The organism is Paenibacillus sp. FSL H8-0104 (assembly GCF_038050215.1).
GTDB classification, from domain to species: domain Bacteria; phylum Bacillota; class Bacilli; order Paenibacillales; family Paenibacillaceae; genus Paenibacillus; species Paenibacillus amylolyticus.
This window is the reverse complement of the sequence record NZ_JBBOTC010000001.1, coordinates 1,076,880-1,100,851: the sequence shown is the minus strand read 5'-3', so window position 1 is coordinate 1,100,851 and position 23,972 is coordinate 1,076,880. Positions and strand designations below refer to the sequence as shown.

The 23,972-nt window shown below is 45.1% G+C and carries 21 protein-coding genes; 7 read left to right on the top strand and 14 right to left on the bottom strand.

Annotated elements, in window-relative coordinates:
- The first annotated feature begins 187 nt into the window (after positions 1–187).
- Both NST38_RS04935 and NST38_RS04930 read left to right on the top strand, forming a co-directional pair.
- Positions 188–781 (top strand): TetR/AcrR family transcriptional regulator, encoded by a 594-nt coding sequence (locus NST38_RS04935; protein ID WP_076253452.1) that lies wholly within the window; start codon positions 188–190, stop codon positions 779–781.
- A 157-nt stretch (positions 782–938) separates the two neighbouring features.
- Entirely contained in the window at positions 939–1,478 is a 540-nt protein-coding gene (locus tag NST38_RS04930; RefSeq protein WP_076253453.1) for a hypothetical protein, read from the top strand.
- A 121-nt stretch (positions 1,479–1,599) separates the two neighbouring features.
- On the opposite strand, the gene NST38_RS04925 is transcribed toward NST38_RS04930, so the two are convergent.
- The 5 genes from NST38_RS04925 to NST38_RS04905 all read right to left on the bottom strand — a co-directional run bounded on the left by NST38_RS04925 (position 1,600) and on the right by NST38_RS04905 (position 8,840).
- The gene (locus NST38_RS04925; RefSeq protein WP_017690481.1) at positions 1,600–2,739 is read right to left on the bottom strand and encodes a toxic anion resistance protein; all 1,140 of its coding nucleotides are present in this window, start codon (positions 2,737–2,739) and stop codon (positions 1,600–1,602) included.
- A gap of 19 nt (positions 2,740–2,758) precedes the next feature.
- Positions 2,759–4,447: a vWA domain-containing protein gene (locus tag NST38_RS04920; RefSeq protein WP_076253454.1), complete on the bottom strand. Its 1,689-nt coding sequence runs from the start codon at positions 4,445–4,447 to the stop codon at positions 2,759–2,761.
- Positions 4,448–4,459: 12 nt separating this feature from the next.
- Positions 4,460–5,191 carry a hypothetical protein gene (locus NST38_RS04915; RefSeq protein WP_143781296.1) on the bottom strand — a complete coding sequence of 244 codons (732 nt, stop codon included), beginning with the start codon at positions 5,189–5,191 and terminating at the stop codon, positions 4,460–4,462.
- A 678-nt stretch (positions 5,192–5,869) separates the two neighbouring features.
- Complete coding sequence (locus NST38_RS04910) at positions 5,870–6,436, bottom strand: Uma2 family endonuclease (protein WP_076253456.1); 567 nt, start codon at positions 6,434–6,436, stop codon at positions 5,870–5,872.
- 82 nt (positions 6,437–6,518) lie between these two features.
- Positions 6,519–8,840, bottom strand: coding sequence for a beta-L-arabinofuranosidase domain-containing protein (locus NST38_RS04905; RefSeq protein ID WP_341343822.1), 2,322 nt, complete (start codon positions 8,838–8,840; stop codon positions 6,519–6,521).
- Positions 8,841–9,022: 182 nt separating this feature from the next.
- On the opposite strand from NST38_RS04905, the gene NST38_RS04900 reads away from it, so the two are divergent.
- Both NST38_RS04900 and NST38_RS04895 read left to right on the top strand, forming a co-directional pair.
- Positions 9,023–9,787: a helix-turn-helix transcriptional regulator gene (locus tag NST38_RS04900; RefSeq protein WP_133386495.1), complete on the top strand. Its 765-nt coding sequence runs from the start codon at positions 9,023–9,025 to the stop codon at positions 9,785–9,787.
- A 129-nt stretch (positions 9,788–9,916) separates the two neighbouring features.
- A complete protein-coding gene (locus NST38_RS04895; RefSeq protein WP_076253458.1) occupies positions 9,917–10,429 on the top strand; it encodes a GNAT family N-acetyltransferase in 513 nt (170 codons plus the stop codon).
- A 134-nt stretch (positions 10,430–10,563) separates the two neighbouring features.
- Here the strand turns inward: NST38_RS04895 and NST38_RS04890 are convergent, their stop codons facing one another.
- Positions 10,564–11,607 (bottom strand): 2,3-butanediol dehydrogenase, encoded by a 1,044-nt coding sequence (locus NST38_RS04890; protein WP_076253459.1) that lies wholly within the window; start codon positions 11,605–11,607, stop codon positions 10,564–10,566.
- A gap of 116 nt (positions 11,608–11,723) precedes the next feature.
- Between NST38_RS04890 and NST38_RS04885 the strand changes: the two genes are divergently transcribed.
- Complete coding sequence (locus tag NST38_RS04885; protein ID WP_076253460.1) at positions 11,724–12,635, top strand: LysR family transcriptional regulator; 912 nt, start codon at positions 11,724–11,726, stop codon at positions 12,633–12,635.
- A gap of 114 nt (positions 12,636–12,749) precedes the next feature.
- Here the strand turns inward: NST38_RS04885 and NST38_RS04880 are convergent, their stop codons facing one another.
- From NST38_RS04880 to NST38_RS04855, 6 genes are all read right to left on the bottom strand, one after another.
- Entirely contained in the window at positions 12,750–14,504 is a 1,755-nt protein-coding gene (locus NST38_RS04880) for a methyl-accepting chemotaxis protein (RefSeq protein WP_076253461.1), read from the bottom strand.
- Between the two features lie 246 nt (positions 14,505–14,750).
- Positions 14,751–15,083, bottom strand: coding sequence for a hypothetical protein (locus tag NST38_RS04875; protein ID WP_051446963.1), 333 nt, complete (start codon positions 15,081–15,083; stop codon positions 14,751–14,753).
- A 21-nt stretch (positions 15,084–15,104) separates the two neighbouring features.
- Positions 15,105–16,430, bottom strand: a complete 1,326-nt coding sequence (locus NST38_RS04870; RefSeq protein WP_076253462.1) for a WXG100 family type VII secretion target — start codon at positions 16,428–16,430, stop codon at positions 15,105–15,107.
- Between the two features lie 290 nt (positions 16,431–16,720).
- The gene (locus NST38_RS04865) at positions 16,721–18,073 is read right to left on the bottom strand and encodes an amino acid permease (RefSeq protein WP_076253463.1); all 1,353 of its coding nucleotides are present in this window, start codon (positions 18,071–18,073) and stop codon (positions 16,721–16,723) included.
- A 137-nt stretch (positions 18,074–18,210) separates the two neighbouring features.
- On the bottom strand, positions 18,211–18,492 hold the full coding sequence (locus NST38_RS04860) for a hypothetical protein (RefSeq protein WP_036606188.1): 282 nt from the start codon (positions 18,490–18,492) through the stop codon (positions 18,211–18,213).
- Positions 18,493–18,657: 165 nt separating this feature from the next.
- Positions 18,658–19,113 carry a GNAT family N-acetyltransferase gene (locus NST38_RS04855; protein WP_036606187.1) on the bottom strand — a complete coding sequence of 152 codons (456 nt, stop codon included), beginning with the start codon at positions 19,111–19,113 and terminating at the stop codon, positions 18,658–18,660.
- 255 nt (positions 19,114–19,368) lie between these two features.
- Here NST38_RS04855 and NST38_RS04850 point away from each other — a divergent pair, with 255 nt between their 5' ends.
- Positions 19,369–19,944 carry a GNAT family N-acetyltransferase gene (locus NST38_RS04850; protein WP_174806482.1) on the top strand — a complete coding sequence of 192 codons (576 nt, stop codon included), beginning with the start codon at positions 19,369–19,371 and terminating at the stop codon, positions 19,942–19,944.
- A complete protein-coding gene (locus NST38_RS04845; protein WP_076253464.1) occupies positions 19,941–20,288 on the top strand; it encodes a DUF1801 domain-containing protein in 348 nt (115 codons plus the stop codon). The genes NST38_RS04850 and NST38_RS04845 overlap by 4 nt, the downstream gene beginning before the upstream one ends.
- A 654-nt stretch (positions 20,289–20,942) precedes the next feature.
- On the opposite strand, the gene NST38_RS04840 is transcribed toward NST38_RS04845, so the two are convergent.
- Both NST38_RS04840 and NST38_RS04835 read right to left on the bottom strand, forming a co-directional pair.
- Complete coding sequence (locus NST38_RS04840; protein WP_076253466.1) at positions 20,943–22,247, bottom strand: DUF1963 domain-containing protein; 1,305 nt, start codon at positions 22,245–22,247, stop codon at positions 20,943–20,945.
- Positions 22,248–22,353: 106 nt separating this feature from the next.
- Positions 22,354–23,532 carry an alanyl-tRNA editing protein gene (locus NST38_RS04835; RefSeq protein WP_036672635.1) on the bottom strand — a complete coding sequence of 393 codons (1,179 nt, stop codon included), beginning with the start codon at positions 23,530–23,532 and terminating at the stop codon, positions 22,354–22,356.
- Positions 23,533–23,972: the final 440 nt, after the last annotated feature.

Here is a 23,972-nt window from a genome sequence, read left to right as displayed (position 1 = left end):
GTATCCTCCTTTGTGTCTTCGTTTACAATAAGTTAACAAACAAATGTTCATTAACTCCTCTCCTTAGTATAATAAGTCATAGCGTTTCACTTCAATCAGTAAAAGCTTGTCCAGTTGTACGTTAAACAACACTATTAAGCCCGAATGTACTTTAATTAATAATGTGAACTTGCGAGGAGGAAAATAGATGTCTGAAACTCTGAATTCGATGGACCGAAGAATTAAAAAATCAAAAGCTGCACTGAAGGATGCACTCATCCATTTGATGCAAAAACATCCCTTTAAAGAAATATCAATTACGGATATTGTGCAGCGAGCCGACCTGAACCGGGGAACTTTCTACAGACATTATCAGTACAAAGAAGACCTGTTCAACGAAATTATAGATGATGTAATTCAGGATCTGGTAACTTCTTTCCGCAAACCTTATCAGGATGAGGAAGAGTTCGAAGTCAATCTGATGCCCTCTTCGGCGATCACTATATTTGAGCATGTACACCAGCACGCACAATTCTACACACTGGTTGTGAAATCTGAGGCTTCCTCCAACTTCCAGCGCATGATCTGTGATGTTCTTCGGGATCTGGCCTTACAGGATCTGAACCATATCTTCCCTCCGCACATCAACCATGAAATATTGGCAAGTTACCAATCTCATGCGATATTTGGCATGATCATGGAGTGGATCAGACAAGATTTCAAGCACAGCCCCGCCTACATGGCCGAGGAGTTGTTCAAGATCATCCATTACAAGCCGGATAATGTCGTGTTAAAAAACTGAGATTTTTTGAATCGTCTTACTTCCCTTTAGTAGGGTGATTGAGATTAATTTCAAGAAAGCTTCCCACCAAAATTATGTAAATGTATTCCTGTAATTTCTGGTAATGATATGTTAGGTTATCCAATGGAATACAAACAAAAGGAGGATGAGATTACATTTGAAGAAGTCGTGGATTATATCATTGATTACCAGTTTTGTTTTGCTTGGTGGGATGCTTCTTTCTCCACCCGCTTCTGCTGATACAGCCAAAGTAGTAAACTCTACATATTCAGATTCAGATCAGAGTTATGCAGAATTTAAAGAGTACACTAATCAGTTATTTGCTCTTGAAACTTATGAGGCCAAAGCCTTTACCGCTTTGGAAAGTATCGACACCCAGGTAACTTCAACCAATCGCAAGTCCATGTACCTTAAACTTACGAATACGGTGATCCCCAATTATACGAAATTGGTATCCAAGGCAAAACAAATCAAGCCTACCAACCCGCAAATCAAGAAAATCCACGCCACATTTATCAAGGCAAGTTACACTCAGCTCGAAGGGTACCTGTTGTACCAAAAGGCAGTATCCAAGAACAAAGTGAATTACACGTTACTAAAACAGGGTAATGCCAAAGTAAACACCGCTAGTGTTCTAATGGATCAATGCGAACAACAGTTATACGCCTATGCAAGAAGCTTGGGGTATGACAGTTAGTACCAATCTTCATAGAAGCCCAAAAAGAGACCGTTCCTCATATTTAATGAGGAACGGTCGCTTTTTCTAATTATGAATTATGATAACAATCTAATACGTAAAATTTATTGCACTCTTCTGATCACAGCCCCAGCTTCTGCCCTTTCTCCAACCGCTGAATCTGCTGCTCTCCGGTATCCGCAAGTTCACGGAACTGGTTAATCGTCTCGCGCATTCTTGGCAGAGCTTCCTGCTTATAAAGACTGATCGAATCCAGTGCTGACAACACATCGGTGAACGCCTGTTTCATCGTATCCACGGAGATGCTGGCTTCATACGCCTGCTTCTGGATGGCAATCCCCTGATCCTTGAGCATCTTGGATGTTCCGGCGATCAGATCATTGGTCGTCTGGTTCAGCAACTCAATTTTCTGCAATACAATCTTCTGATTATACAAAGCACTCGCTACAGTTACGGCAATTTTCAATGCAGAGATGGTTACATTCTTCGCACGGTCTACGCCTCGGATCAGTTCCTTGTTGTTGCGAATCACCACTTCAATCGCCATGATGCCCTGCTGATTCACCACTAACATCTGCTGTAGATCCATCACCCGCTGACGAAGCGGGAATAATACTTCTTCCGTAATAAAGCGGACTTTCTCGGGGTCTTCATTCCGAACCTTGGCGGCTTCAATCTGCGCGTCGATGGACTCATCCATGAGCACGCCAAGCTGAATTTCCTTTTGCAGTCGTTTGGTAAGTTCCCGCAGGTTCTGCTGTTCAATCTCCAGCGTTGTATTATCATTACGCAGGGTGGATCTGCCTTTATCCAAAGAGGTTACGATGTCAGCGATGACTGCGTCAGCCTTCTGGTATTTCAGGAAATAGGCGCGAAGCGGATTGAATAATTTCCCGAGGAAACCGGTCTTGGCAAAGTCGACTACGCTCGGGTCGAGATCCTTCAATTGCATATGCAGCTCGGTCAAACCTTTGGCGACCTGACCGCCCTCGTCTCCCGTCTTGGACAGATGTCCAACGGAGACTTGAAGCAAGGCGTTTTTCTCAGAAGAGGATCTCATCGTGTTCATGCCAAAGCCGTCAATGGATTGCAAAATCTCTTTGCGTTTCTCCAGGGATTCGAGATCCAGTGTCATGATCATCTCTACGTTGGCATTTGCCACTTGTTGAAGCTCCGCGACCTCGGCGGGCACGGGTTTCACCTCTTCCTCAATGACCTTCTGAATTTCCTTCTGGCTCGGTATTTCCATTGAAAATGACATCTACAGTTCCCCCTTTAGATTACATCTGTACGTTAAACAGGTTTCCAATCTTGTACACGACATCGTCGGTATCGGCATTGATGCTTGCGGCTTCGTTAATGCTGGAGATGCTCTCCAAAGCCTTGATGTCAGCGTTGTACCCAATCGTATAGATTGGCACTTTGTACGTCTCGACCAGATCCCGGATATCCTTTAGGGTATGACCTTCGTTGGTCTCGCCATCACTGAGGACAAAGATCAGCGGCTTCACATTCGGATTAGCAGCCATATAATCTTCCAGCATCTTCATCGCCACCACGATTCCATCAAAGGTCGCCGTACCGCCGCCAGCTTGCAGACTATCAACTGTTCCAACAAACATGGACTGCTGGTTTGTATCATACTTGGCAATCGGCAGATTCACGGTTACGCCGCTGGAGTAAGAAACCAGGCCAATACTGTTGTCTGTGCCCAGGTACTTCTGCCCTTTGCGCAGGGACTCCTTCAGTCGGTTAAGCGGTTCGCCGTCCATGCTTCCGGACACGTCTGTCACGAACACGGCGGCAATTGGTTTACTGCCGTTCTTCTTCTCTTTCCATACTTTCTGTGCAGACAACAACGTGCCGCCATCCACGGTAGCCAGTTCGGATTTGTAATCCTGTAACCCGTTGAAACCGAACTCCTCCGCCGATTGTTGGTACTTTGCTTGGGTTACGAATTCCGCGAATTTCTGGATGATTTCCTGTTTATTCTGCGGCAATTGTCCCAATGCATACAGCGGGCTATCATGTCTCACACCAAACGGTGTAAAGACGTATCCACTCTTCAGATCAGCGGTATTCACATACGTCTGGTATTCGAGTACAAAGGCATCCAGTCTGCCTGACTTGGCAGCTTCCCGCATCTGAATCGTTGTTGACGCTGTAAACGGTACATTCGTCTGGAATTTTTCGAACCCTTCAATAGCCTTCTCGCCAAGCGGGTTGGCGCTGTCATACGTATTCAGTGCAGTCACCAGGAAATTCAGTCCTGTGGAGCTGGCAAATGGATCGGTATATCCCATCGCGAGTTCATTGTTCGCAATGGCTTCTGTCACGGTTTTTACATTAACGGAGCCATACGTATCAACCAGTGCATCATATTTGGCTTTGGAGATGACAATACCAGGAACATTCCCGACCAGTCGCTCGGATACCATCTCTGTCTTCACCCCACTGGCCTCAACCATCTCGCCCCATAGTTCATTGGAAGGTGTGAATGCATCCGGCATATACTTACCAGACTTGATATAATCGGTGGCCGTACCGGAGGCAATGTTGCGGATTTTGACCGATACCTGTTTCCCACCAACGGTAATATTAGCTTTGTTGAACTCCTCGCCCACTTCGGTTAACCAGCCGTCTACCCCGCTGCCCGACTTCTCTGGGGAAGAGAAGATTTCGACGTAATCATTTGTTGTATTCTCTACGGCAATTGCAAATTTGGAGATGTCCGGCAGTGATTCCGCCACGTCAACCGGATCGAGATCAATCTGTCCTTTGACCGGTTCCGCCGTCGCTGGCGCAATGTCCGCGTACAGTTTTCCCAGTTCCTTACCTGCATTCTCTGTGCTCACCTGTGTGGTTGACTTGCCAAAGTTCGACGTCAGTGTAATCCCTGCATAGACCAGACCAAATACGAGCACCAGCATTACAATCGATATGAAAAAAAACTTTCCCTTCTTGGCCATACGAGCAACCCCTCACTGTCTGTATAATTTGGTGTGCTTGATTAACTGATCAATCTCCTGCATACAAGGCATCTGTTCAATATCTCCGGCTTCAAAGCTGTCGAGACGTGAAATCTCCAGTAACAACTGATCGAGCTTTAGCAGAATTTCCTCATTGGTGTGTAATGCATTTTTCACATAAGACAGATAATCGTTGTATACCTTGGTTTTTTCCTGAAAAAGCTTCTGGGGAAGTGTGGAGGATTTGGATTTCATCATGTTGGCATAGTCAGCTTCATCGAATACATTCAACCGGTTTAGCACACTGCGAATGTTCAGGTATAACAACTTCTCCACTTCCAATGTGACCGAAGCGAATTTCTTGTAGCTCAGTTCTCCTGGATCAAACCGCTGATGAAGCACGTTCAGGAGGGTTTCTTTTTTCTTTTTCATTCGACTAAGTTGGGACAGCCCCAGCGTAATATCTTCTTCGAGAACTTTAATGCGTCTATAAAAAGATAGTGCCTCCACATAATCTTCATGCGTTTCAATATGCTTCACGGGCAGGACTACCGGTTGTCTGAACAGCGAGGTGTAACTTCCATACAAGAGTGCCATTGCACTGCCGAACAGAAGGGTAACGGATAGCGCAGTTGTGAATGCACCCTCCTCGAAATTCAGCCCGATAAAGCCGGGTGAGAATGCGAGAACATTCACAGCCACAATACCGAGGATTAATCCCAACAATTTTATGTACTTGATCATGTTCAATCATCCGACCTCCTTTCATGTTATATATTGGTGCTTCATGTCGTAATTTTCCTGTTCAACTTATTCTTATTGTACATGATGTTAACGCTCTCAGGTGGATATGATTGGATATTTGAATACTCATAATATACGTGGTTTGGGCTTATCCCATTTCATATTTTCAGGGACAACGTGGAACTTGGCAGGAAATTTTGTGGTCAATCCATAAAAAGTGAGTTTTACGAGACAGCAGATTGTGGAGAAGAAATGTTATCAGGTAATACGTGGAAAATAGCTATGCGTGTCATTTTTTATATAGGACTTGTCTGAAAAAAAGAGCAATGCAAAAAGGACGAATCGGAGATCATCCGCTTTCGTCCCTTTTACGTTGGTTCATTATTTTTCGTGTTCTTATTAAAATTTTGATGCCGTGTTCTACATCTAACGAACTGAGGTGACGTTATTAGGTACATTCCAGCTCTTCTGAAAATGTAACGAACCTGAGACACGTTATGTTCCCGTTTTAGGCGAAAAGACGTTGTTTATCGCTTATTTCGAATGAAATAGCATCGCTGAGATTCGTTACATTTTCCACCACATCAATATTGCCCATATAAGACGTGTACGGTTCGTTAGAATAAAAAAATGGCCGCCTTATTGCTTCGTCTGTAGCAGACAGATTGACGCTTCGCACTACCTGAACTTGAACAGCGAATCCAACGGAATTACCAATTCAGGATATATAACCGATTGAATCGTTTCCTGCTCTGTATACAGATGACGGGTCTGGTAGCTGCCATCCTCCAGCGTGTACACATGGACGGTTTGATTCCCGGGGTCAACAATCCAGTATTCGTTCACACCATATTTCTGATACAAGTTAAATTTTTCGTTAAAATCCTTTAACGCAGTCGAAGGTGATAACACCTCAATAATTAAAGAAGGCGCACCGTGACAGCCACTTTTGGATATCTGGTCTTTGGAGCACACTACCGATAAATCAGGCTGTACAACTTGATCTGGTAGGTCATATTGTTCATTTTCGCTAAAATACACATCAAAAGGGGCAACAAACACGAAACATTTCCGATTCTGAAAAAAAGTCCGTAAAGAGAAGTGCAGCTCACCCACAATAAACTGGTGCAATGAAGTGGGTGCTGGGGACATATTAAAAGCTTTGCCGTTAATTAATTCCCATGCCCCCTCCCAAGTTAACCAATCCTGAAAGTTATAAGTACCTTTATTATCGGGTTTCGCCACACTTCCAACCTCCTCTTCCGATTAACCGTAATTTATTTTCATTATAACATTGTGTTTGCGCCTTTTCACACCATGCCTCTTATCACGAAAAGATGGATTCCGGTTTGCTTCGCGTGGTGCGTACCTCTACAACTTTCCCGGCACAACCATTGTCGCCCTTCGCCTGGAACATTACCGTAACGCTTTCTTTACCTGATGTAACCGCCTCAGGAATATCGTAGGTCACATAGAACACGTCGCCAATTTTATTCATGTGAATTTGCTGCTCACCAATGAGTGTTCCATCCACGGTAATGGCGAATTGTCTGTCATATAACGTACCTTCCCGTTTAAACGCGGAATGATCTCCGCCCCAATAGGCCACACATAGATAATTGGTTGCCTCACGATCCACTGCCAGTTGGTAACTGAAGTAAGCCCCACTGACGCCAAAAGCTTCTCGCCACATATGCAACTTCTTACGGCCATCTGTGGTTGAACCGTTGTGGTGCTCCCCACGGCAGTTGCTATCCAGTTGATGTCCAATCTCATCCTGCTGACCGTCAGCCTGAACCCTGTCGATCGTGATATCGTTCAACTCTTTCTCCAGCGCATCCCCTTCATCGTTAAACGGCCAGTACACGGTATAAAATTCGTGATGCACATCATAGAACGGAATCAGCTTCACAGCTTCGCCAGTGGAAGTGACCTTCTTGCTTAGTTCAAATGTTAACGTATCTGCATCCACAACCTTGATCCACTCTCGTACATCCTCCTGCTCCGTCCAGATCACAGGTACAGGTGCAGTCTTGGGATTCAGCGCTGTTTCGTCCACGATCGTATCCTCGGGAAGACCCTCGTTTCCTAGTGCACCAGCGAGTACTATCGGGCCGTACAGGAATGCCACTTTGTGGGCATCATCCCGGGAAGTGTACTGGCGGAGTGACATTGGCAGTGTGATTGTGATGACATCGCCCGCTGTCCATGTGCGGTCGATGGAAAGATAGCCGGGTTCCATCCGTGTATACGGATGTTCCATATCCCCGTTAACTGTTGCCGTCATTGGCTGTTGCAGCCATGAGGGCACACGTAATCTTAGATGAGCCGAGGCGTTGCCTCCGGTGATCGTCAGGGTTACCTTTTCCGAATAAGGAAAGTCGGTTTCAAGCTTCAGGGATAATCCCTGTGACGCCCAATCCAATTGGGAAGCGATATACAGGTTGACGTACAGGTCCTGTTCATCCTCAAAATAGATCGCCTCGGCATATTTGCCCGGGTTCTCCATGCCTGATCCTGTGCAGCACCACCAAGCGGTATCGTGAGTACCATAGATTTTGTAGTGGCCTTGCAGCGTTGATGCAAAATACGTTTTGTTCCCTGTATCGGGGTCCTGCGTGCCGAGGATGTGATTATAGATGGCGTTTTCATAATAGTCCATGTAGGCGCTATCGGGATTCCAGGCGAAGAGTTGCTTCGTTAGATGTAGCATGTTGTGAGTACAACAGCTCTCTCCTGTTTTGATGCCCAGACTTTCCATACCCTTTGCTTCGTAATGCTCCGAAATACTCGTCGCACCAAATACATAAGAACGATGATGCACCGTGGTGTCCCAGAAAAATTCTGCCGCTGTCCGATAACTCTCATGAGTATGGTCCTGATTGTAGATTTCGGCTGCACCGATCACTTTGGGAATCTGAGTATTGGCGTGTTTGCCTTGAAGATCGTCCTGTTTGTGCTCCAAGGGTCTCAGGATCAATTGATGGGTGAACTTGTTAGCGATCTCAAGATATAAGGCTTTGCCTGTGATTCCATACAAGTGTGCAAATACTTCATTCATGCCCCCGTGTTCACTTTGAAGCATCGTCTGCATCTGTTCTTCTGTCATCGGAAGCAAACCTTCGACCGCCCAGTCTGCAAATCGAGTAACCACCTCAAGTGCCCGTCCGTTGCCAGTCAGTTTATACGCATCAATCAGGCCGCGATAGATTTTGTGCACACTGTACCAGGGAACCCAGTATTCACCGATATTGAATCCACCGATATTCTGTGCTCGAAAAGCCATGTGGAAAGGTTCTTCGGACAAACCACCGATATATCCGCTCCCCGTGGTCTGTTGGATTCTCGCCAGTTCGGTAACCGCATAATCCAGTCTTTCTTTTAACGTGATATTCCCGGTTGCCTGATACGTCACAGCCAGGGCAGACAGATAATGTCCGAGGGAATGTCCGCTGATGGTACGTGCCTCCCAACCCGCGTAGCGCTCTTTTCGGGCAGGTAAACCATGCGCTTCGAAGCATGGAGCCAGGAATCGATCAATATCCAGCGATAACAGGTAACGCTCCCCCACCTCTTGTGATGTTTGGAACACACCATTTAACAGATCTACATGTTCCGGTCCCAGAAATCCTTTTTTCGTATCAATCATGACACTCACTCCTTCTCGGGATGTAATAGATATCCATTGATTCTTGAGGGGTAAAATCCGTTTTTTTAGCTACAAGACTAATACTCATCAATCCACTTTATAGCTTGAATATCCTCATATTATCAAATAAAATACAATTACATCAGACTCATAATCCAAGAAAAGGTGGATAAATCCGTCCTATGCAAAAGCCACTGGAACATTACCTGTGCGGCAAGTTCATATCCGAAGGCAACTGGAGCCACATGAGACGCAGCATGCCCGTTCACGAGATTATTTTGATGCTGGAAGGTGAGATGTACATTGCGGAAGAAGAGGAACAATATGTAGTTCGTGCCAACGATCTGTTGTTTCTGCGCGCTGGTCGCACCCACTATGGCTACCAGATTAGCGACACACCCGTCAGTTTCTACTGGGTTCACTATGATGCCATGTCGGCAGAATTCAACCAGTTTAGGACACACGCCACCATTCAGGTACCTTCCATGGCCAATCAGTTATTCAAGCAGTTGCTGCATGTGTCATCCTTCTCACCGGAGGAAGCCAACGCTGCTTTGTTATTGTTGTTCAGAGAACTGGAGCGGAATATAGAGGCGGATTATCGTCCGCACAATGCGATTGTGGACCATATCTGCAAGTGGGTCGATATTCATCTGCATACAAACATCACGGTGAGTCAGATTGCGGAAAATTTTAATTTTAACAAAGACTATATCTCCAAAATGGTGAAACGCGAGAAAGGTACTGGACTCAAAACCTATATCCTCACAGAACGTATTCGCCGGGCAAAACAATTGCTGCTCAACACCAATGCCAGTGTAAAAGAAATCGCCGGACAGTGCGGCTTCTCCGACTACAAGCTATTCCTGCGCATGTTCAAGCAATACGAAGGCAATACGCCAACCGAATATCGCAATCATCTGTATTCCACACAGCTCAATCGCTGATGCGCTACGATCTATAGAAATGACTGAGTTACCTATAGAAAATTTGAATGAATCGGATTGAATCCGTTATGGTAAAATGCAAGAAAACTATATTCCATACTTAACCCATAAGAGAAGAGGAATTATAAGATGACAACGGCTGCCGTTACGATTCATCCTGCCACAGAAGCAGACCATCCAGAGATTGTAGATATCCTTGTTGCAAGTTATGCCGAGTATCGGGAGACTTTTGAGCAAAATGAACGATGGGAGGCCTACCTAAAAGATATTCGAGAGTCTGTGGTTAATCCATACCTAACACAATTATGGATCGCGAAGATTGATGATCAGATTGTCGGTACAGTCCAATTATTCGAAACAGCACGCAAGGCTTATCCAAACTTTGAATTGCCAATCGATTATCCGTTTATTCGGCTGTTGGGTGTTGATCCAAAATGGAGAGGTCACGGGATTGCCAGAGTATTGCTCCAGCAATGCGTAGATTCTGCCAAAGAGATGGGCAAAAATACGGTGTACTTATATACGGGCGGTCAGATGGTTAATGCCATCCGTTTATATGAGCGTTTCGGTTTTAAAGAGGATGAGGAATTCAGCTCCGAGAGTAGCGGGGGCAAGGCGATCTGTTACCGTTATGATTCCTAGTGTTGGGTAACAGCAACACGGGATCAACCAGCCGAGAATGAAATGTAAAAAAGACCGATCATCTTCATGACGGTCTTTTCTACGTTTATAAATGATCAATCAGCATCTGAAATGATGCATCGCTATTGATTTTTTTAGCCGCCAATCTCCACCAAAATCTTCGCATGGCTCTTGTCGCTCATTAACAGCTCCAGTCCTTCCTGCACGATGTCGTCCAGTTTGATTTTCTTGGTGATGACCTGTTTCACATCGAGCGACCCTTCAGCAATCAATGAAATCACTTCAGGGAAAATGTGGCGATATGCCAGCGTTGCCGTTAGATTCGCTTCTTTGACCAGAAGATCGAAGAAGTTCACCTGAAGCGGATTTGGTATCGCTGCGATGACAACAACTTCTCCACCTTTTTTGACAACCGCAATGGCGCTATCCATCGTTGGCTGCACACCCGCTGCTTCATAGGCCACATCGATGCCACCCGATTGTTGCAAGATCACCTCTGTTGCATTGACTTTGGCACTGTTCACCGGAATCGCACCCAGTTTGGCTGCCAGGTCCAGACGTTCCTCAAATACATCGACTGCATAGATCTCAGAGGCTCCTGCAGCTTTGGCAGACAGAATGGTCAGTAATCCAATTGGACCTGCTCCGTATACGGCTACCTTGTTCCCCACTTTCAGCTTGCTGTGACGAACCGCGTGAAAGGCTACGGCTGTAGGCTCTACAAGTGCACCTTCTTCGAAAGATACGTTATCCGGGATGGGATGAACCATGTATGCTTCAACAACAACATACTCCGCAAAACCACCATCACCATTCAGTCCAACGAATCCAAATTGAGTACACTGGTTGTAACGTCCCTGAATACAGTACTCACATTTTCCGCAATGGTACAACGGCTCTACCACAACTCGATCCCCTACACTGATACCGCTTACATTACTTCCCAATTCACTCACGGTTCCTGCAAATTCATGACCTAATGTCAACGGTGCTTTCTGTCCTGAGAGCGGATGATTCTCGCCTTCTTGAATTCCCACACCATGATGATAGGCATGCAAGTCACTGCCGCAGATCCCTGCATATTCCACTTTGATTTTGACTTGACCCGCTTGAGCGACCGGAACTTCTCGTTCTTCTACACGAACGTCTTTATGGCCGTACCATACTGCTGCTTTCATGAAGTTCATCCCCTTTGTATGATTGTCTATATATTATATCGCTGTTCATGTATTATTCATATTTATAGATACTAATGTTAACATTAGTTGTATTAATGCTAAACGGAGATGAAATCATGAATCTGGAACAGCTCGAATATGTCGTTGAAATTGCGAAAACGAAATCATTCTCCGCCGCCTCGGAACATCTACATGTCACACAATCGGCGATCAGCCAATCGGTGCATCGTCTGGAGAAAGAATTGGGTATCATCCTGTTCGAACGCTCGCGGCAGGGAACTCATCCCACTCCCGAAGGCAAACAATTCATTGCCAAAGCACTGGACATTTTACAGCGGATTGATGAATTAAAATCCCTGAACGCCGAAGCCTCCGCTCTTAGCGGAGAGCTTCATGTGGCTACCTTTCCAAGTGTCATGCCTTATCTTGTCCAGTCTGCTGCGGATATGAAGCGTGAGCACCCGCAACTTAACATCTCCATTGAAGAGAAAGGGTCCATGGAAATTATCGAAGATATTCGCAATAACAAAACCCATCTGGGCTTTATCGCGATCTATGCGAAACAATTGCGGGAATTCGATGGACTTCACTTCAGTCCCATGTACTCGGGTAAGCTGGTCGTCGGTACTCATCACCTGTCTGAACTTGCCAAGCACAGCCGTGTTTCACCTGATCAATTAAAAGAACACAAGCTGGCACTGTATCGAGATGGTTTCATCGAAGACTTCATCAAGGAATTCACCTATGATCATGGACCTCTGTCCATTCTGTTTAAAACAAATAATTCAGAAGCCATCAACATGGTGTTAAGAAACGATATTGCCGCCACGATTGGTCACGACTTTTCCTTTCACCAAAATCCCTTATGGAAAGAAGGTCTGGTGAAGATGGTAGAGATCGCTGGAATCGATCAACCGAAAATGCAAATTGGCTTCGTGCAGACGGAGTCCAAGGAGTCCGCCGTAGCCGCAGAACGATTCGCCCAACGCTTCAGACAGGCGATAGAGCTGGATCATTTAAAAGTTTAAATCTAAAAAAGTGCTCCACCCTTTGAAGGAAGTTTGGGATGAACACCAACTTCTCCAAGAGTGGAACACTTTTCTGACTATCTCTTGCGTTACTATTACTACACCTTACTCAAACTATACTTTAACTTTTCGTACGGCTTCACTCATCTCGTTCGTCTGCCGCTCCAGCATGGTGGAGGTTTGCGCCACCCTGTTGAACATGGCCGACTGTTCACGCATCAAGCGATAGATATCATCCGAATGATCCGACACCCCGGCTGATATCTGAGAGATCGTATTGACGGAGGCTGCAGCCTCTTCCGATCCTGCCGAGATTTCTTCTGCCGCAGCGGAGACTTCCTGAATACGATTGGTCACCAGTTGGAACGCATCAACCACATGGGCGAAAGCTTGCTCCGCTTCTGCGGTAATTGTAACCCCTTGTCCAATCTCGGTTGCAGTAACCCCCATCTGTGAGCCAATCTGCTGTGATTCTTGTTGAATACGAAGCAACAAGTCGGAGATCCGTTCCATGGATGTGCTTGAGGCCTCAGCAAGCTTCCGAACTTCATCCGCCACAACCGCAAAACCTTTGCCGTGTTCTCCTGCATGTGCTGCCTCTATGGATGCATTAAGCGCAAGTAGCTTCGTCTGACTCGCAAAGTCACGAACCGTGTGCAGGGCACCACCAATTTCCTGGGAGTAGTTGTTCAGCACCTGAACCATCGCTACAACTTCACTTGAGACATTTGAGATACTCTCCATCTGTGTTTTCATCAGTGTCATGCTCTGTTTACCGGACTCCGCCGTAGAAAGCGCACTTGATGCCGCATCCGACACAACCATCGAGGATTCGGATATATCCGTTATGCCTTTTGCGATCTCTTCCATCGCATGCGCGCTATCGCTTGCACCCTGCTTCTGCGTATGTGCACCCTGCCTAATCTGTTCGACAGATTGATCAACCGTCTTGCCCATCTCAAGCATCTCTTCGGTACTGCGATTAAATTCCTTCGTTGATTCCGATAAAATATCTGTGGTTACTGCTACGCCTTCAACCATGTTACTCACAATCTTATTCAAGTTCCCGGACATATGTATCATCGCTTGATATGTTGTTCCAATCTCATCTTGGCTGCGCAAACGATACGACGTCAAAATTTGGTTCGCTTCTGCAAGCTCACCCTGTGCCATTTTTTCCACACTCGCCTTCAGCGGTTGAAGTGGCCGCAGTCCTCTTACGATAAACCACGTGACAACAGCAATGCCTATAAGTGTAATTAGTAGCAACAAAGCATAGAAGGGAATACTCGATTTCATTATATCTGACTCAATGCTTCCGATGACCGATACCGCCGTATCGATCCCAATTACACCTGTTACAGCACCGTTACTATCCAGCATGGGAGCGTAAGAGGAAATATAGTCGCCGTACTCCTCATTGTTAATAATCGAAGAACTGGCTGTTTGCCCCTGTAACAGCTTCTGCACAGCCTCCTGAGGGACATCCGTAACTTCATTAATCGGTGAGGCTTTATCTGCATCCTTCATACCATCCACCATAATAAGTGGCGTACCTTTGTCATCTATTTTGACGAAATACACATACATTGCACCAATGCTTACGCGAAAGTCATCCAGTTCATCACGAATCTTCAAGAATTCGTCATTCTCCTTGGGGTCCTTGGCAAACTCGGCATAAGATGCTGTATCCAGCTGATTCACATAACTCTGAGCAATCTGGATGTTGTAACTCGAAATGGCCTCCTGCGCAGCTAGTTTCATATTGGCCACCTGTAACAGCATGCTTCCAACGGCTATAATCGTAATGACCAGTGTGACTACTGCAACAATGCGCACAACCAAACGTTTTCTAAAAAAACCAATCATCCGCTCCTCTTCCTCTCCCGTGAACCCAAGCCTTTTTGACTAGGCGCTACCCAAAAAACACATGCTTGAAGCACTATGTATGGGAAAATAGTAAACGAATATGTCGAATTAGGCAAGAAAATATTGGGTTTACATAAAAACGCTATCATGGCCGTGGGAGCTTTGTTCATTGGAACAAAAAAAACTCCAATGCAAGCATTAGAGTATGTTCAAAGATTGATAATTATTTTTATTCTGTAACTTGAGTTACCATTCTAACTCTTCAATCAAGTTAAATATCATTTTTTTATCAAAATCATCCATTGATTTAAAAATAGCTATTTCATCTGTTTTTTTGTCCAATTTGATGAGTGTAGCTATGGCTAAATCTCCAACTTTATAATAACCTATTAACTTATCTGATGCTCCTCTTCTGGATGTAAGTTCCTCCAGCTTTTCATTTATAGCAGTTGACGCCAATTTTTCTTTGCCTATATAAGTCATTACATGATACAAAACTATTGGATTTGCTTCATTTAATAAAAGTTGCAACTCATCAATCGAACATTGTCCTTCTTCAATTTTCTTTATTAGATTCATATTTCTACCCCCCATTAAATTTTATTTCAAATGACTCGTAAGGGTCTGCCTTTCTCTTACATAATTTTCAAACAGAGCATTCGCAATATCATTTCGACCTAATTCATCAGCTATTTTTATTTCTCTCATGTATGCATTTAATTCCATTTTAACACGATTCATAGTCTGAAAATGATAACTCATTCCCGGAAAACCTTTGTTCATATCGTCTAGATAATGTGTGTATTCGTGTAAAAGTGCCCCTATTGAAGCATCCTCATTTATAATTAACTGCCCAGGTCCACCTCTTTTTGGAGAATACGCCATATCCTCGCCTCTATGAATTACTTCCACACCGTTTGATTCCAAGTGATTAATAATTTCTTTCCACTTCTCGGGATGAGACCCCCTTCCAGGGCCAAGAACTTCTTTTAATGGATCATCTATACCTTTTCTGAACATATCTTTACTATTATCTATGCGTGTCCCCGCCTCTTTTTCCTTCTCCAGATACTCGGAAAACTTAGAGGATTCTCTCGCCTTTTTACTCTCAGCAACGTTATCCAGAATTCGAAGGCGTTGATCTTGATGTCCATTAAAGCCACCTGATAACTGCCCTGTACCAGGCGGACGATTGAATGAATTAATCTTCGCTCCGCCTCCCGACGAAGTCAGAAGATTATGCGGCTTGATCATCGTGGAGGCATAACCCCCTCCAACCATTAGACCTCCCAACCCAATCATATTTGCCCAGTGTTCACTGGACCAGGCATTGGTCGGAAAGGTGGCTTCCCGTATCGTCCCATGGATACCAAATGTGAGCCAGTTGGCAGCATCATTCGGGGAGTTGAATGCTTTATCCGCCCTGTCTACATACCCCTGAACAAGACCACTTGGAATACCAAATGTCCAATAATCCAGAAAACCACCTACACTATCATAACGCTTTTGATATCGATCATCCGCAGATTGCATAAAGGCTTGTCCCAATTCGACTAAACTATCAGCAGACTTCTGAAAAGCATTACGGGTGTCGGTTGCTGGTGCCCTGCATTCATCTGGCGGTGGTGGTACGCAACTTGCATCATAGGATTGTACAGCTTGCTGATCAGCAAGTCTGAATTTCTCCGCATGCCCTTCAAGCTCTCTGGCAATGGATAAAGATAGTGAGACAAAGTCATCCATCACCCGCTGCGCAACTATAAAATCAACATAAAACCTTTCCTTCGTACTACCATCCCACTGTCTTTCGATTTCAAATAAATGTTGTTTCAAGATGTTATTCATCTGAAAAACCTGATTCTGAGCTGTTGTAAATTGTTTCGAGACAGATATCAACTGTTCAGGAGTTACTTTTATCGTTGTCATGGGAGACCTCGTTCTAAATATATTTCGTTGTTATACGAACATTTGTTGTTTAGAATGCTATAAGATTCATATGTACAGATGGGCTTTTATTATAAAGTGAACACAGATCATTTCGTAGAGACTGCCGGTTTATTTATCTAGTTCGTATTACCCCTAATTTGTCCCAGTTATAACAAAAACAGATCTTCCCATTCCTAAATAAGATCGTTCCCTTAGTGCCTACAAAAAAACACCCCGGCACAAGCGCCGAGATGTCGTGTTGTTCTACATTTGTATACTACCCATTCATACTAAACTGTTTGTTTATTCGTCCTTCTGAATCGAATTAGGGACCAGATAATCAGCAACGCGAGCACGGCAAGACAGATGCTAATGCTGAACCGATTACCTTCATCAAACACAAACATCACCGCAATCACACTAAGACATAGTACAACGACTCCGGTTATGTAAGGGAATCCCCAAACTTTGAAGGTCGGTTGAACCGGATATCTCTTCCGCAATTTCAACTGTGATGAAGCAATACAGATCCACACAAGAATTACGACAAACCCCGGAACTGCGAGCAATACGCGGAACAGTTGATCCTGCGCGAACAGGCCAAGCAAGGAACCTCCGAGCAAAACTACTGAGCACACCAGAAGTGTGTTAACAGGGCTACCATTGCGATTCGTCTGTGACAATGCCTTCGGAGCTTCCCCACCCACTGCCATGGAGTGCATCATCCGGGATGCACCATAGATCCCTGAATTCGCAGCAGACAGAACGGCAGTCACCAAAATAAAGTTCATTATGTGTGCTGCTCCCGGCAGTCCCGTGGATGCAAGCACCTGAACAAATGGACTGCTCTCCGGCCCGATCTCATTCCATGGGATAAGACCACAGATGATGAGAATCGGCAAGGTGAAGAACAGAATAATTCTGAGCATGAAATTACCCACGATTTTGGGCATAACCTTTTCTGCATTTTCCGTCTCGGTCAGGGTCAGACCAATCAGCTCCGATCCCCCATAGGAGAACATGACCACAAGCAGTGCCGAGAAGATCGATGACCATCCGTTCGGGAAGAATCCGCCTGCTTGCGTATAATTTTGCAGATATGGCGTGTTATCACTCGGGATAATGCCAAAGATCAATCCTGCACCCAGGAAGATAAAAATAATGATCATGGCAATTTTGATCCCGGCCAGCCAAAACTCAAATTCCCCAAACACACCTACACTTAACAGATTAACCAGTATAATGAACGCCGCACAAGCCAGACTCAGCATCCACAGCGGTACTTCACTGAACCAATACTGCAAAAAGCTCCCGGCGGCAATCACCTCAATGACACACACCGATAACCATAGAAAGCAGTACATCCATCCCATAACAAAGGATACTCTGCTACCAAATGCCTCCTGCACGAAGTCTTTCATATTTTTGTTCTTGTACACCGTAGCCATCTCCGCCATCGCGGCCATAACAACCAGCAGCAATAATCCGGCAAAAATGTACGTGACAATAACGCCCGGACCTGCGAGTCCAATCGTCTCTGCACTGCCTTTAAAAATTCCCGTTCCAATGACACCACCCATAGCCATAAAACTGATGTGTCTTGGTTTAAGCTTCTTCTGTAGTGTTCCTTCTGTCTGAGCCAATTCAAGTCCTCCTGATGTAAAAAACGTCTGTAATGCTGTCTTGTTTCATAGACATAATGTCCAGTATACCCTATTGTCCATCAATCAGCCCAGAAGTTCCTCATGGCCAATTCATCCCAAACATATATGGACATAACCTATGTTTTATACCCCACAATGGCACGAAGCAATCTGTGTACAATCCAGGTTAGCAAAATGTACCCTGCCCCATAGATGAACCAAGCGCCTATGTTACTACCCCATGTTGAAAGATCACTCGCGATATACAACAAAGGCAGCATAAAAGATATAACCAGCGCTACCCAGAGTCTAAACCAATTGGCAAAATAACTGCATACTCCAAGCATCACAGCAATGATGGGACATAACACCAAGACAGCAAACAGCGGATTCATATGATCGAACCACCAGTAAATCATGTACGACTCCCTCCACATTCTTCGTCACAAGGCCACGTTGTTTTAATGCGTATTATTGAGTTTATTCTACTCTTTTTCCATCTCTTAAAATGTACGATATGTTGCAAAATTAAAAAACCAGCGTCCTGTAAAAAAACAGAATACTGGTTTGTCATGTGAATTCATTTAGATTTTTTTCGTCATAAACGTGCTGTTCGGGTCCAATACATAATCTGCGAATGGTTCGCAATATTCAAATCCGAAATCTTCGTACATCTTCCTTGCCGGGATAAATGAATCCATTGAACCCGTCTCCAGACTGATTCGCTTATAACCACGGTCTGTGGCAACCTCCATAATATGTGCCAAAATTTTTCTCGCTACGCCTTTTCTCAGATGAGCCGAAGCGGTACGCATTGACTTCAACTCTGCATGCTCTGGATCAAGTTCTTTGATAGCCCCGCAGCCGAGCAAGTCGTCCCCTTCCCAAGCACACCAAAAAGTAATTTCGGGCTCCTTGAGTCCATCCAGATTTAACGCATGAATACTTTCTGGAGGCGAATCTGCTGCCATCCCTTGCAAGTGCTCCGCAATTAAAGCCTTAACTTGGACTCCACTCAAATCATCCACTTTGATCTCCATAACGTACCACTCCCGCCGACATTTTTATTGGTTTTATCACTGAATGTATATCAATCATTTCATCTTACTACCGTGTTAGGTTTTATGACAAGAGGTTACTTATATCCACTGAAATACGCTATTGTGATTCACCTATAATTTCCAGTATGATGAGGCTATCAGATGCCAAAGGGGCGAGGTCTATTGCGAAATATACATAGAGTTAAACGTGGAACTAAGGTGAAGCAAGCTTAACTTAATTTAAAGGAGAACCCTATGACACTCACTACGGATAACCTGTTTTATAGCAAACGATTAAAGATGACGCCACCACGCTCTGAAGACGTGCAGACCATGCTGCAATGGAACGAAGACCCGGAGTACCTTCGGAATGTGGATACTGACCTGGCCATTCCCTATTCGGAGAAACAGTTGGAGGATGAGGGCGAAACGAAGAACAAGGAAGTTTATTTCAGACTTCGCACGCATGAAGAAGATACGCTGATTGGTTTTGTCGTCATTCATGGCATTGAATGGAACAACCGCTGCGGACAGCTTGCCATTGGCATCGGACTTGCCAAACATCGCAACAAGGGATATGGTACGGAAGCGTTGAATCTTATTTTACGATATGCGTTCCATGAGATGAATCTGGACCGAGTTGGTCTGGATGTCATCGCCTACAATGCCAAAGCAATCCGTTCCTATGAAAAGGTTGGTTTTCAGTTGGAAGGTCGTGCACGCTCAGCTGTATATCGTGATGGTAAGCGTTATGACCGCTTGATGATGGGAATCCTAAGACCAGAATGGGAAACACACAATCAGATCCATACGGAGGGTGAACAAGTATGACCAAGAATGCAGAAGTTACTGCGTTTATTGAACAGATTCAGATCCCCTGGCAAGTAGAAATCGCTGAACAATTGCGCCAGTTAGTGCATGATACCATCCCTGACGTACAAGAACGCGTACAATACAAGAAACCTCATTTTTTGAAAAACGGAAAGTACGCTGCGGTCATCTCGCCTTCCAAACAAGCCATGTCTTTCACCATCTTCAATGCAACCGGACTCGATCTACCTGATGGGATATTTGAAGGCCCAGAAGAGCGCAAAACGATCAAACTCAAGGAAAAAGATACGCCGGACTATGAATGGTTGGCTGGTTTGTTAAAGCAAGCATCTGCGGAATTGTAAAGAGATGTAGTGAAGAGCACATACGCCGAAGTAGTAACTTAGGTGGTAATGTGCGGTTGGTGTATATGGGGTGAGTTTAGTTTTGGGTTTGGGTTTGGGTTTGGGTTTGGGTTTGGGTTTGGGTTTGGGTTTGGGTTTGGGTTTGGGTTTGGGTTTGGGTTTGGGTTTGGGTTTGGGTTTGGGCCAAGCGCTAACGAATCGGACACACCTTATATCGCAGTTTTAAAAACATATGAAATTCTAACGAATCTCAGCAGTCTTATTACAGAAACCCCCTTCGATTTTCTTCGAAAAACCATGACAATAGAAGCAATAACGTGGCTACGATTCGTTAGAATTTTATACTGCTGCAAATTCACCCAATAAGACGTGCTAGGTTCGTTAGACTGTGTGAGTACGACAAGCGGCCTCTGCACGTAGAAAAAACAACCCATTCTCACTCTGGCGGCTAAATAAATAGCATAAACGACTGGCTGTAGCAAAGATATCTCACATCCATCCTACGCAGGGCAAAGGGGCATCCCATGAAGTTCCAAGAACTTCGGGATGCCCCTTGGTTATAGTCTGTCTACTACTGTCATTCCAACCTTAACAGCGGTGTAATATTATTATAATAAAATGACTGCTTATAATAGCTTCTACTAGCTTCCACCATCAAGATTGCTGATACGATACGGCGGTCATCTGACACGGCTCACATATGAACATGTAATACATACCCTCACCATATTTCTCAACCTCGCCCCAGTCCAGTTGTGCGACAGCCTTCATTCTCGTGGAACAGCGTGGACATGTTGGGTACTCCGCATCTTGAACCCATCCCGGATGGCCGCCGACCTGAGATAACGATGGCTCCATCGCCCACTCACTGGCATGGAATGCATGACGCGATGCATTCGCAATCCAAAACTGCTGGCCAACATCCGGTGCAAGTTTACCATAGTCGTCCAGGTCAATCTCGTCCATTCCCGCAGGCATGACATTATGTGAACTCCATAACGGTTCCCCTGCCGCGTCCATCTCCATGTAAACCACACCGTAACTGCTGCATATCACGCAAGTCCGTATCTGAAGTTGCTGAGCATGCCAAGAAACGTCATTCAATGCTGGATGCTTAACATCCAGACTAATTAAGGTGGTTAACGCATTGCCACACCATGGACAGCAATTGGTGCTAGGGTTCAGCATCGAGAGTGAATTTCCGGTTAACTCCACGTTAGGTCCTTCATTCTCTTTTACTTTATAGAGTGAATAACTTGGGGTGATGAATAATTCCCTGCGCTGCCCGTCTTTTGTAAGCTCCCAACCAGCTTCAGTGGTGTAATGCTCAGGTGCCACGTATAACTCGTTCGCCCAAGATGGAGGAGATTGTCTCCACTGCCGGAACTGCTGCACAACAACATCATCACCGATATGGGCCAGCATGAGCAATATGTGGTTCCGATTCTCATCATCGGTGTTCACCTGCTGCAAGAGATGATCACGAACCTCACCCGAGGCACTTTTATACAAAATGGCAGGATAATAGATCTCCTGTTCCAGCAGCTCAGGAATTTCGGCAGTCAACGATATATCATGGTAGCAGACCAGATATACCAGAATGTCTTTGCCCGTATCTTCATCACCTGTACAAATCCGTTGCATCGCGTAATCCTTCATCTGATCTTGTTGCTCTACAGACAAAGATAGATATACCTGTTCCTCGGATTGTTCATAGGGCGTATAACGAATTAGTGGATCGCGAACCTGAGGTTTGTGCATGATTTTCAAAATTTCGACTGGGTCTGTGATACCTGCATACAAGTTCACGTCACGTCGATTCGCTTCAATGTATCTCTGACGCTCCTCGCGTTCCATCTCCTGCTTGCAAGGCATGCAATAACCACCCGTTTTCAACGCTGTTGCTGGTAAAATGGTATTTGCACACCCTTCCCGTATACACGGAATTCGTTCTGTCATATTCCAACCTCCTTCAACTATTGGCAATGGAAAACACGCCACAATGTGACGTGCTTGTCCCTTACTTCATATTTAAATGCTGTCGGTCTTATATCGTAAGATGCAATCAGTGATGTCCCAACTGGTCCTTGGTAAATTCGTAAAAGGCAAGCGCATCTTCACTGCTGGCAAAGCCTGCCTGAGCTATCTTTTCACTGCCGCCACCTTTGCCTTGGTATGCTCCAAGATTGCCTTTAAAGAAAGGTCCACAAGCCCATTCGGGCGGCTGTCCGTTCTGTGCCAGAACTACTTTGGCCTCTGAGATACTGGCAAAGAGTACAAGCCCCTCATGGTCTGCCGTCAGCTTGGTAGCAAGACTCTGCATATCCTTGAGCGATTTGTCTTCAAAAACCTGAGCAATCACCAGCCCTTGCCGAGCGGCCAGAAGTTCCTCCGCATAATAGGCATCGTTCGTTGTTTTCACTGCATTCAGCTCAGTTTGCAGCTGCTTTTGCTCCAGCTCCATTTTCTCAATGCGCTCCAATAACTCGTCCTTGCTGGTCTTTAATTTAACCATAATGCTATTGAGCACGTTTTGTGTAGCTGTGAATTCATTTAGAGCCCTTGTTCCACATTTGAAATAAATGCGGGTACCGCCCTTCACTTTTTCAGTTTTCAACAGTTTGATGATCCCAATCTCACCTGTCGCCGACACATGCGTTCCACCGCAGGCGTTATACTCCACACCCTCGATCTCGACGATGCGAATGTCTTCCGTTACCGTAGGTTGCTTCACCAATGGTAACTGTGCAGCTTCTTCTGCTGTAACCCAAGACGTGTTGATGCGAGCGTTACGATAGATCTGACGATTCACTTCTTGTTCAATGGCGGTTAATTGATTCGCTCCCAGTTCAGCCGTAGCCACATCAATCGTGTCATACTCCGTACCAAGATGGAAACTGAGTGTCATCGCTTCAGTAAGCTTTAGCGTGATTGCCGATAACAAATGCTGACCCGTATGCTGCTGCATATGATCGAATCTGCGCTCCCAGTCAATCTCACAATGTACCTCAGTCTCTTCAGGGGTGCGTTCCAGCTTATGCCATACTTCGCCATCTTCAATGTTCACATCCAGAACAGCGATGCCACCAATTTGTCCCAGATCACAAGGCTGTCCGCCCCCATGCGGGTAAAAAGCAGTCTCCGCCAGCGTGACATATACGCCATCTTCCTTGTCCACTCTGCCTGTAATTGTTGTATGCCACTCTCTTCTATAAGCAGAGTCATAATAGATTTTTTGCGTCATTGAATCATCCCGATCCCTTCTCGTTCAAATGGTTTTTTACCGATCTGCACCTAACCTCCAGATTACACTATCTGGAACTGTGAATCCAATTTAAGGCACACAAGATCGCTCCTCCATATCAAAAAGACCGCTCTGTAAGCCAAGCTACAGAGCGGTCCCCTTACTTATATCCACGTTTAATGTAACGTTGGATATGGTTTGACCCATGATTACACCGGAACGGAGATTGCAGACATATTACTTATTATAGACACAAGAGCGAAGCAGACAGAAAGGACCTGAAGAAGCGAAGCGTGCTCCCTTATCACCGGATTTCTACCTTCAGGGGAAAAATCATTAAAATTCGGGGATAAGAGAGATCGAAAGGTTTTCTGTCTGTGTAGTTCCTGAGTGTCAAATCAAGTATGGTCTGCAATCGGAGTGGTCAAGTGTAATCCTAG

Bases quoted from the DNA above. Each gene is read 5' to 3' on its own strand.
- NST38_RS04935 (WP_076253452.1), top strand. From the start codon at position 188: ATGTCTGAAACTCTGAATTCGATGGACCGAAGAATTAAAAAATCAAAA.
- NST38_RS04925 (WP_017690481.1), bottom strand. From the start codon at position 2,739: ATGTCATTTTCAATGGAAATACCGAGCCAGAAGGAAATTCAGAAGGTC.
- NST38_RS04920 (WP_076253454.1), bottom strand. From the start codon at position 4,447: ATGGCCAAGAAGGGAAAGTTTTTTTTCATATCGATTGTAATGCTGGTG.
- NST38_RS04915 (WP_143781296.1), bottom strand. From the start codon at position 5,191: ATGATCAAGTACATAAAATTGTTGGGATTAATCCTCGGTATTGTGGCT.
- NST38_RS04905 (WP_341343822.1), bottom strand. From the start codon at position 8,840: ATGATTGATACGAAAAAAGGATTTCTGGGACCGGAACATGTAGATCTG.
- NST38_RS04900 (WP_133386495.1), top strand. From the start codon at position 9,023: ATGCAAAAGCCACTGGAACATTACCTGTGCGGCAAGTTCATATCCGAA.
- NST38_RS04895 (WP_076253458.1), top strand. From the start codon at position 9,917: ATGACAACGGCTGCCGTTACGATTCATCCTGCCACAGAAGCAGACCAT.
- NST38_RS04890 (WP_076253459.1), bottom strand. From the start codon at position 11,607: ATGAAAGCAGCAGTATGGTACGGCCATAAAGACGTTCGTGTAGAAGAA.
- NST38_RS04885 (WP_076253460.1), top strand. From the start codon at position 11,724: ATGAATCTGGAACAGCTCGAATATGTCGTTGAAATTGCGAAAACGAAA.
- NST38_RS04880 (WP_076253461.1), bottom strand. From the start codon at position 14,504: ATGATTGGTTTTTTTAGAAAACGTTTGGTTGTGCGCATTGTTGCAGTA.
- NST38_RS04875 (WP_051446963.1), bottom strand. From the start codon at position 15,083: ATGAATCTAATAAAGAAAATTGAAGAAGGACAATGTTCGATTGATGAG.
- NST38_RS04870 (WP_076253462.1), bottom strand. From the start codon at position 16,430: ATGACAACGATAAAAGTAACTCCTGAACAGTTGATATCTGTCTCGAAA.
- NST38_RS04860 (WP_036606188.1), bottom strand. From the start codon at position 18,492: ATGATTTACTGGTGGTTCGATCATATGAATCCGCTGTTTGCTGTCTTG.
- NST38_RS04855 (WP_036606187.1), bottom strand. From the start codon at position 19,113: ATGGAGATCAAAGTGGATGATTTGAGTGGAGTCCAAGTTAAGGCTTTA.
- NST38_RS04850 (WP_174806482.1), top strand. From the start codon at position 19,369: ATGACACTCACTACGGATAACCTGTTTTATAGCAAACGATTAAAGATG.
- NST38_RS04845 (WP_076253464.1), top strand. From the start codon at position 19,941: ATGACCAAGAATGCAGAAGTTACTGCGTTTATTGAACAGATTCAGATC.
- NST38_RS04840 (WP_076253466.1), bottom strand. From the start codon at position 22,247: ATGACAGAACGAATTCCGTGTATACGGGAAGGGTGTGCAAATACCATT.
- NST38_RS04835 (WP_036672635.1), bottom strand. From the start codon at position 23,532: ATGACGCAAAAAATCTATTATGACTCTGCTTATAGAAGAGAGTGGCAT.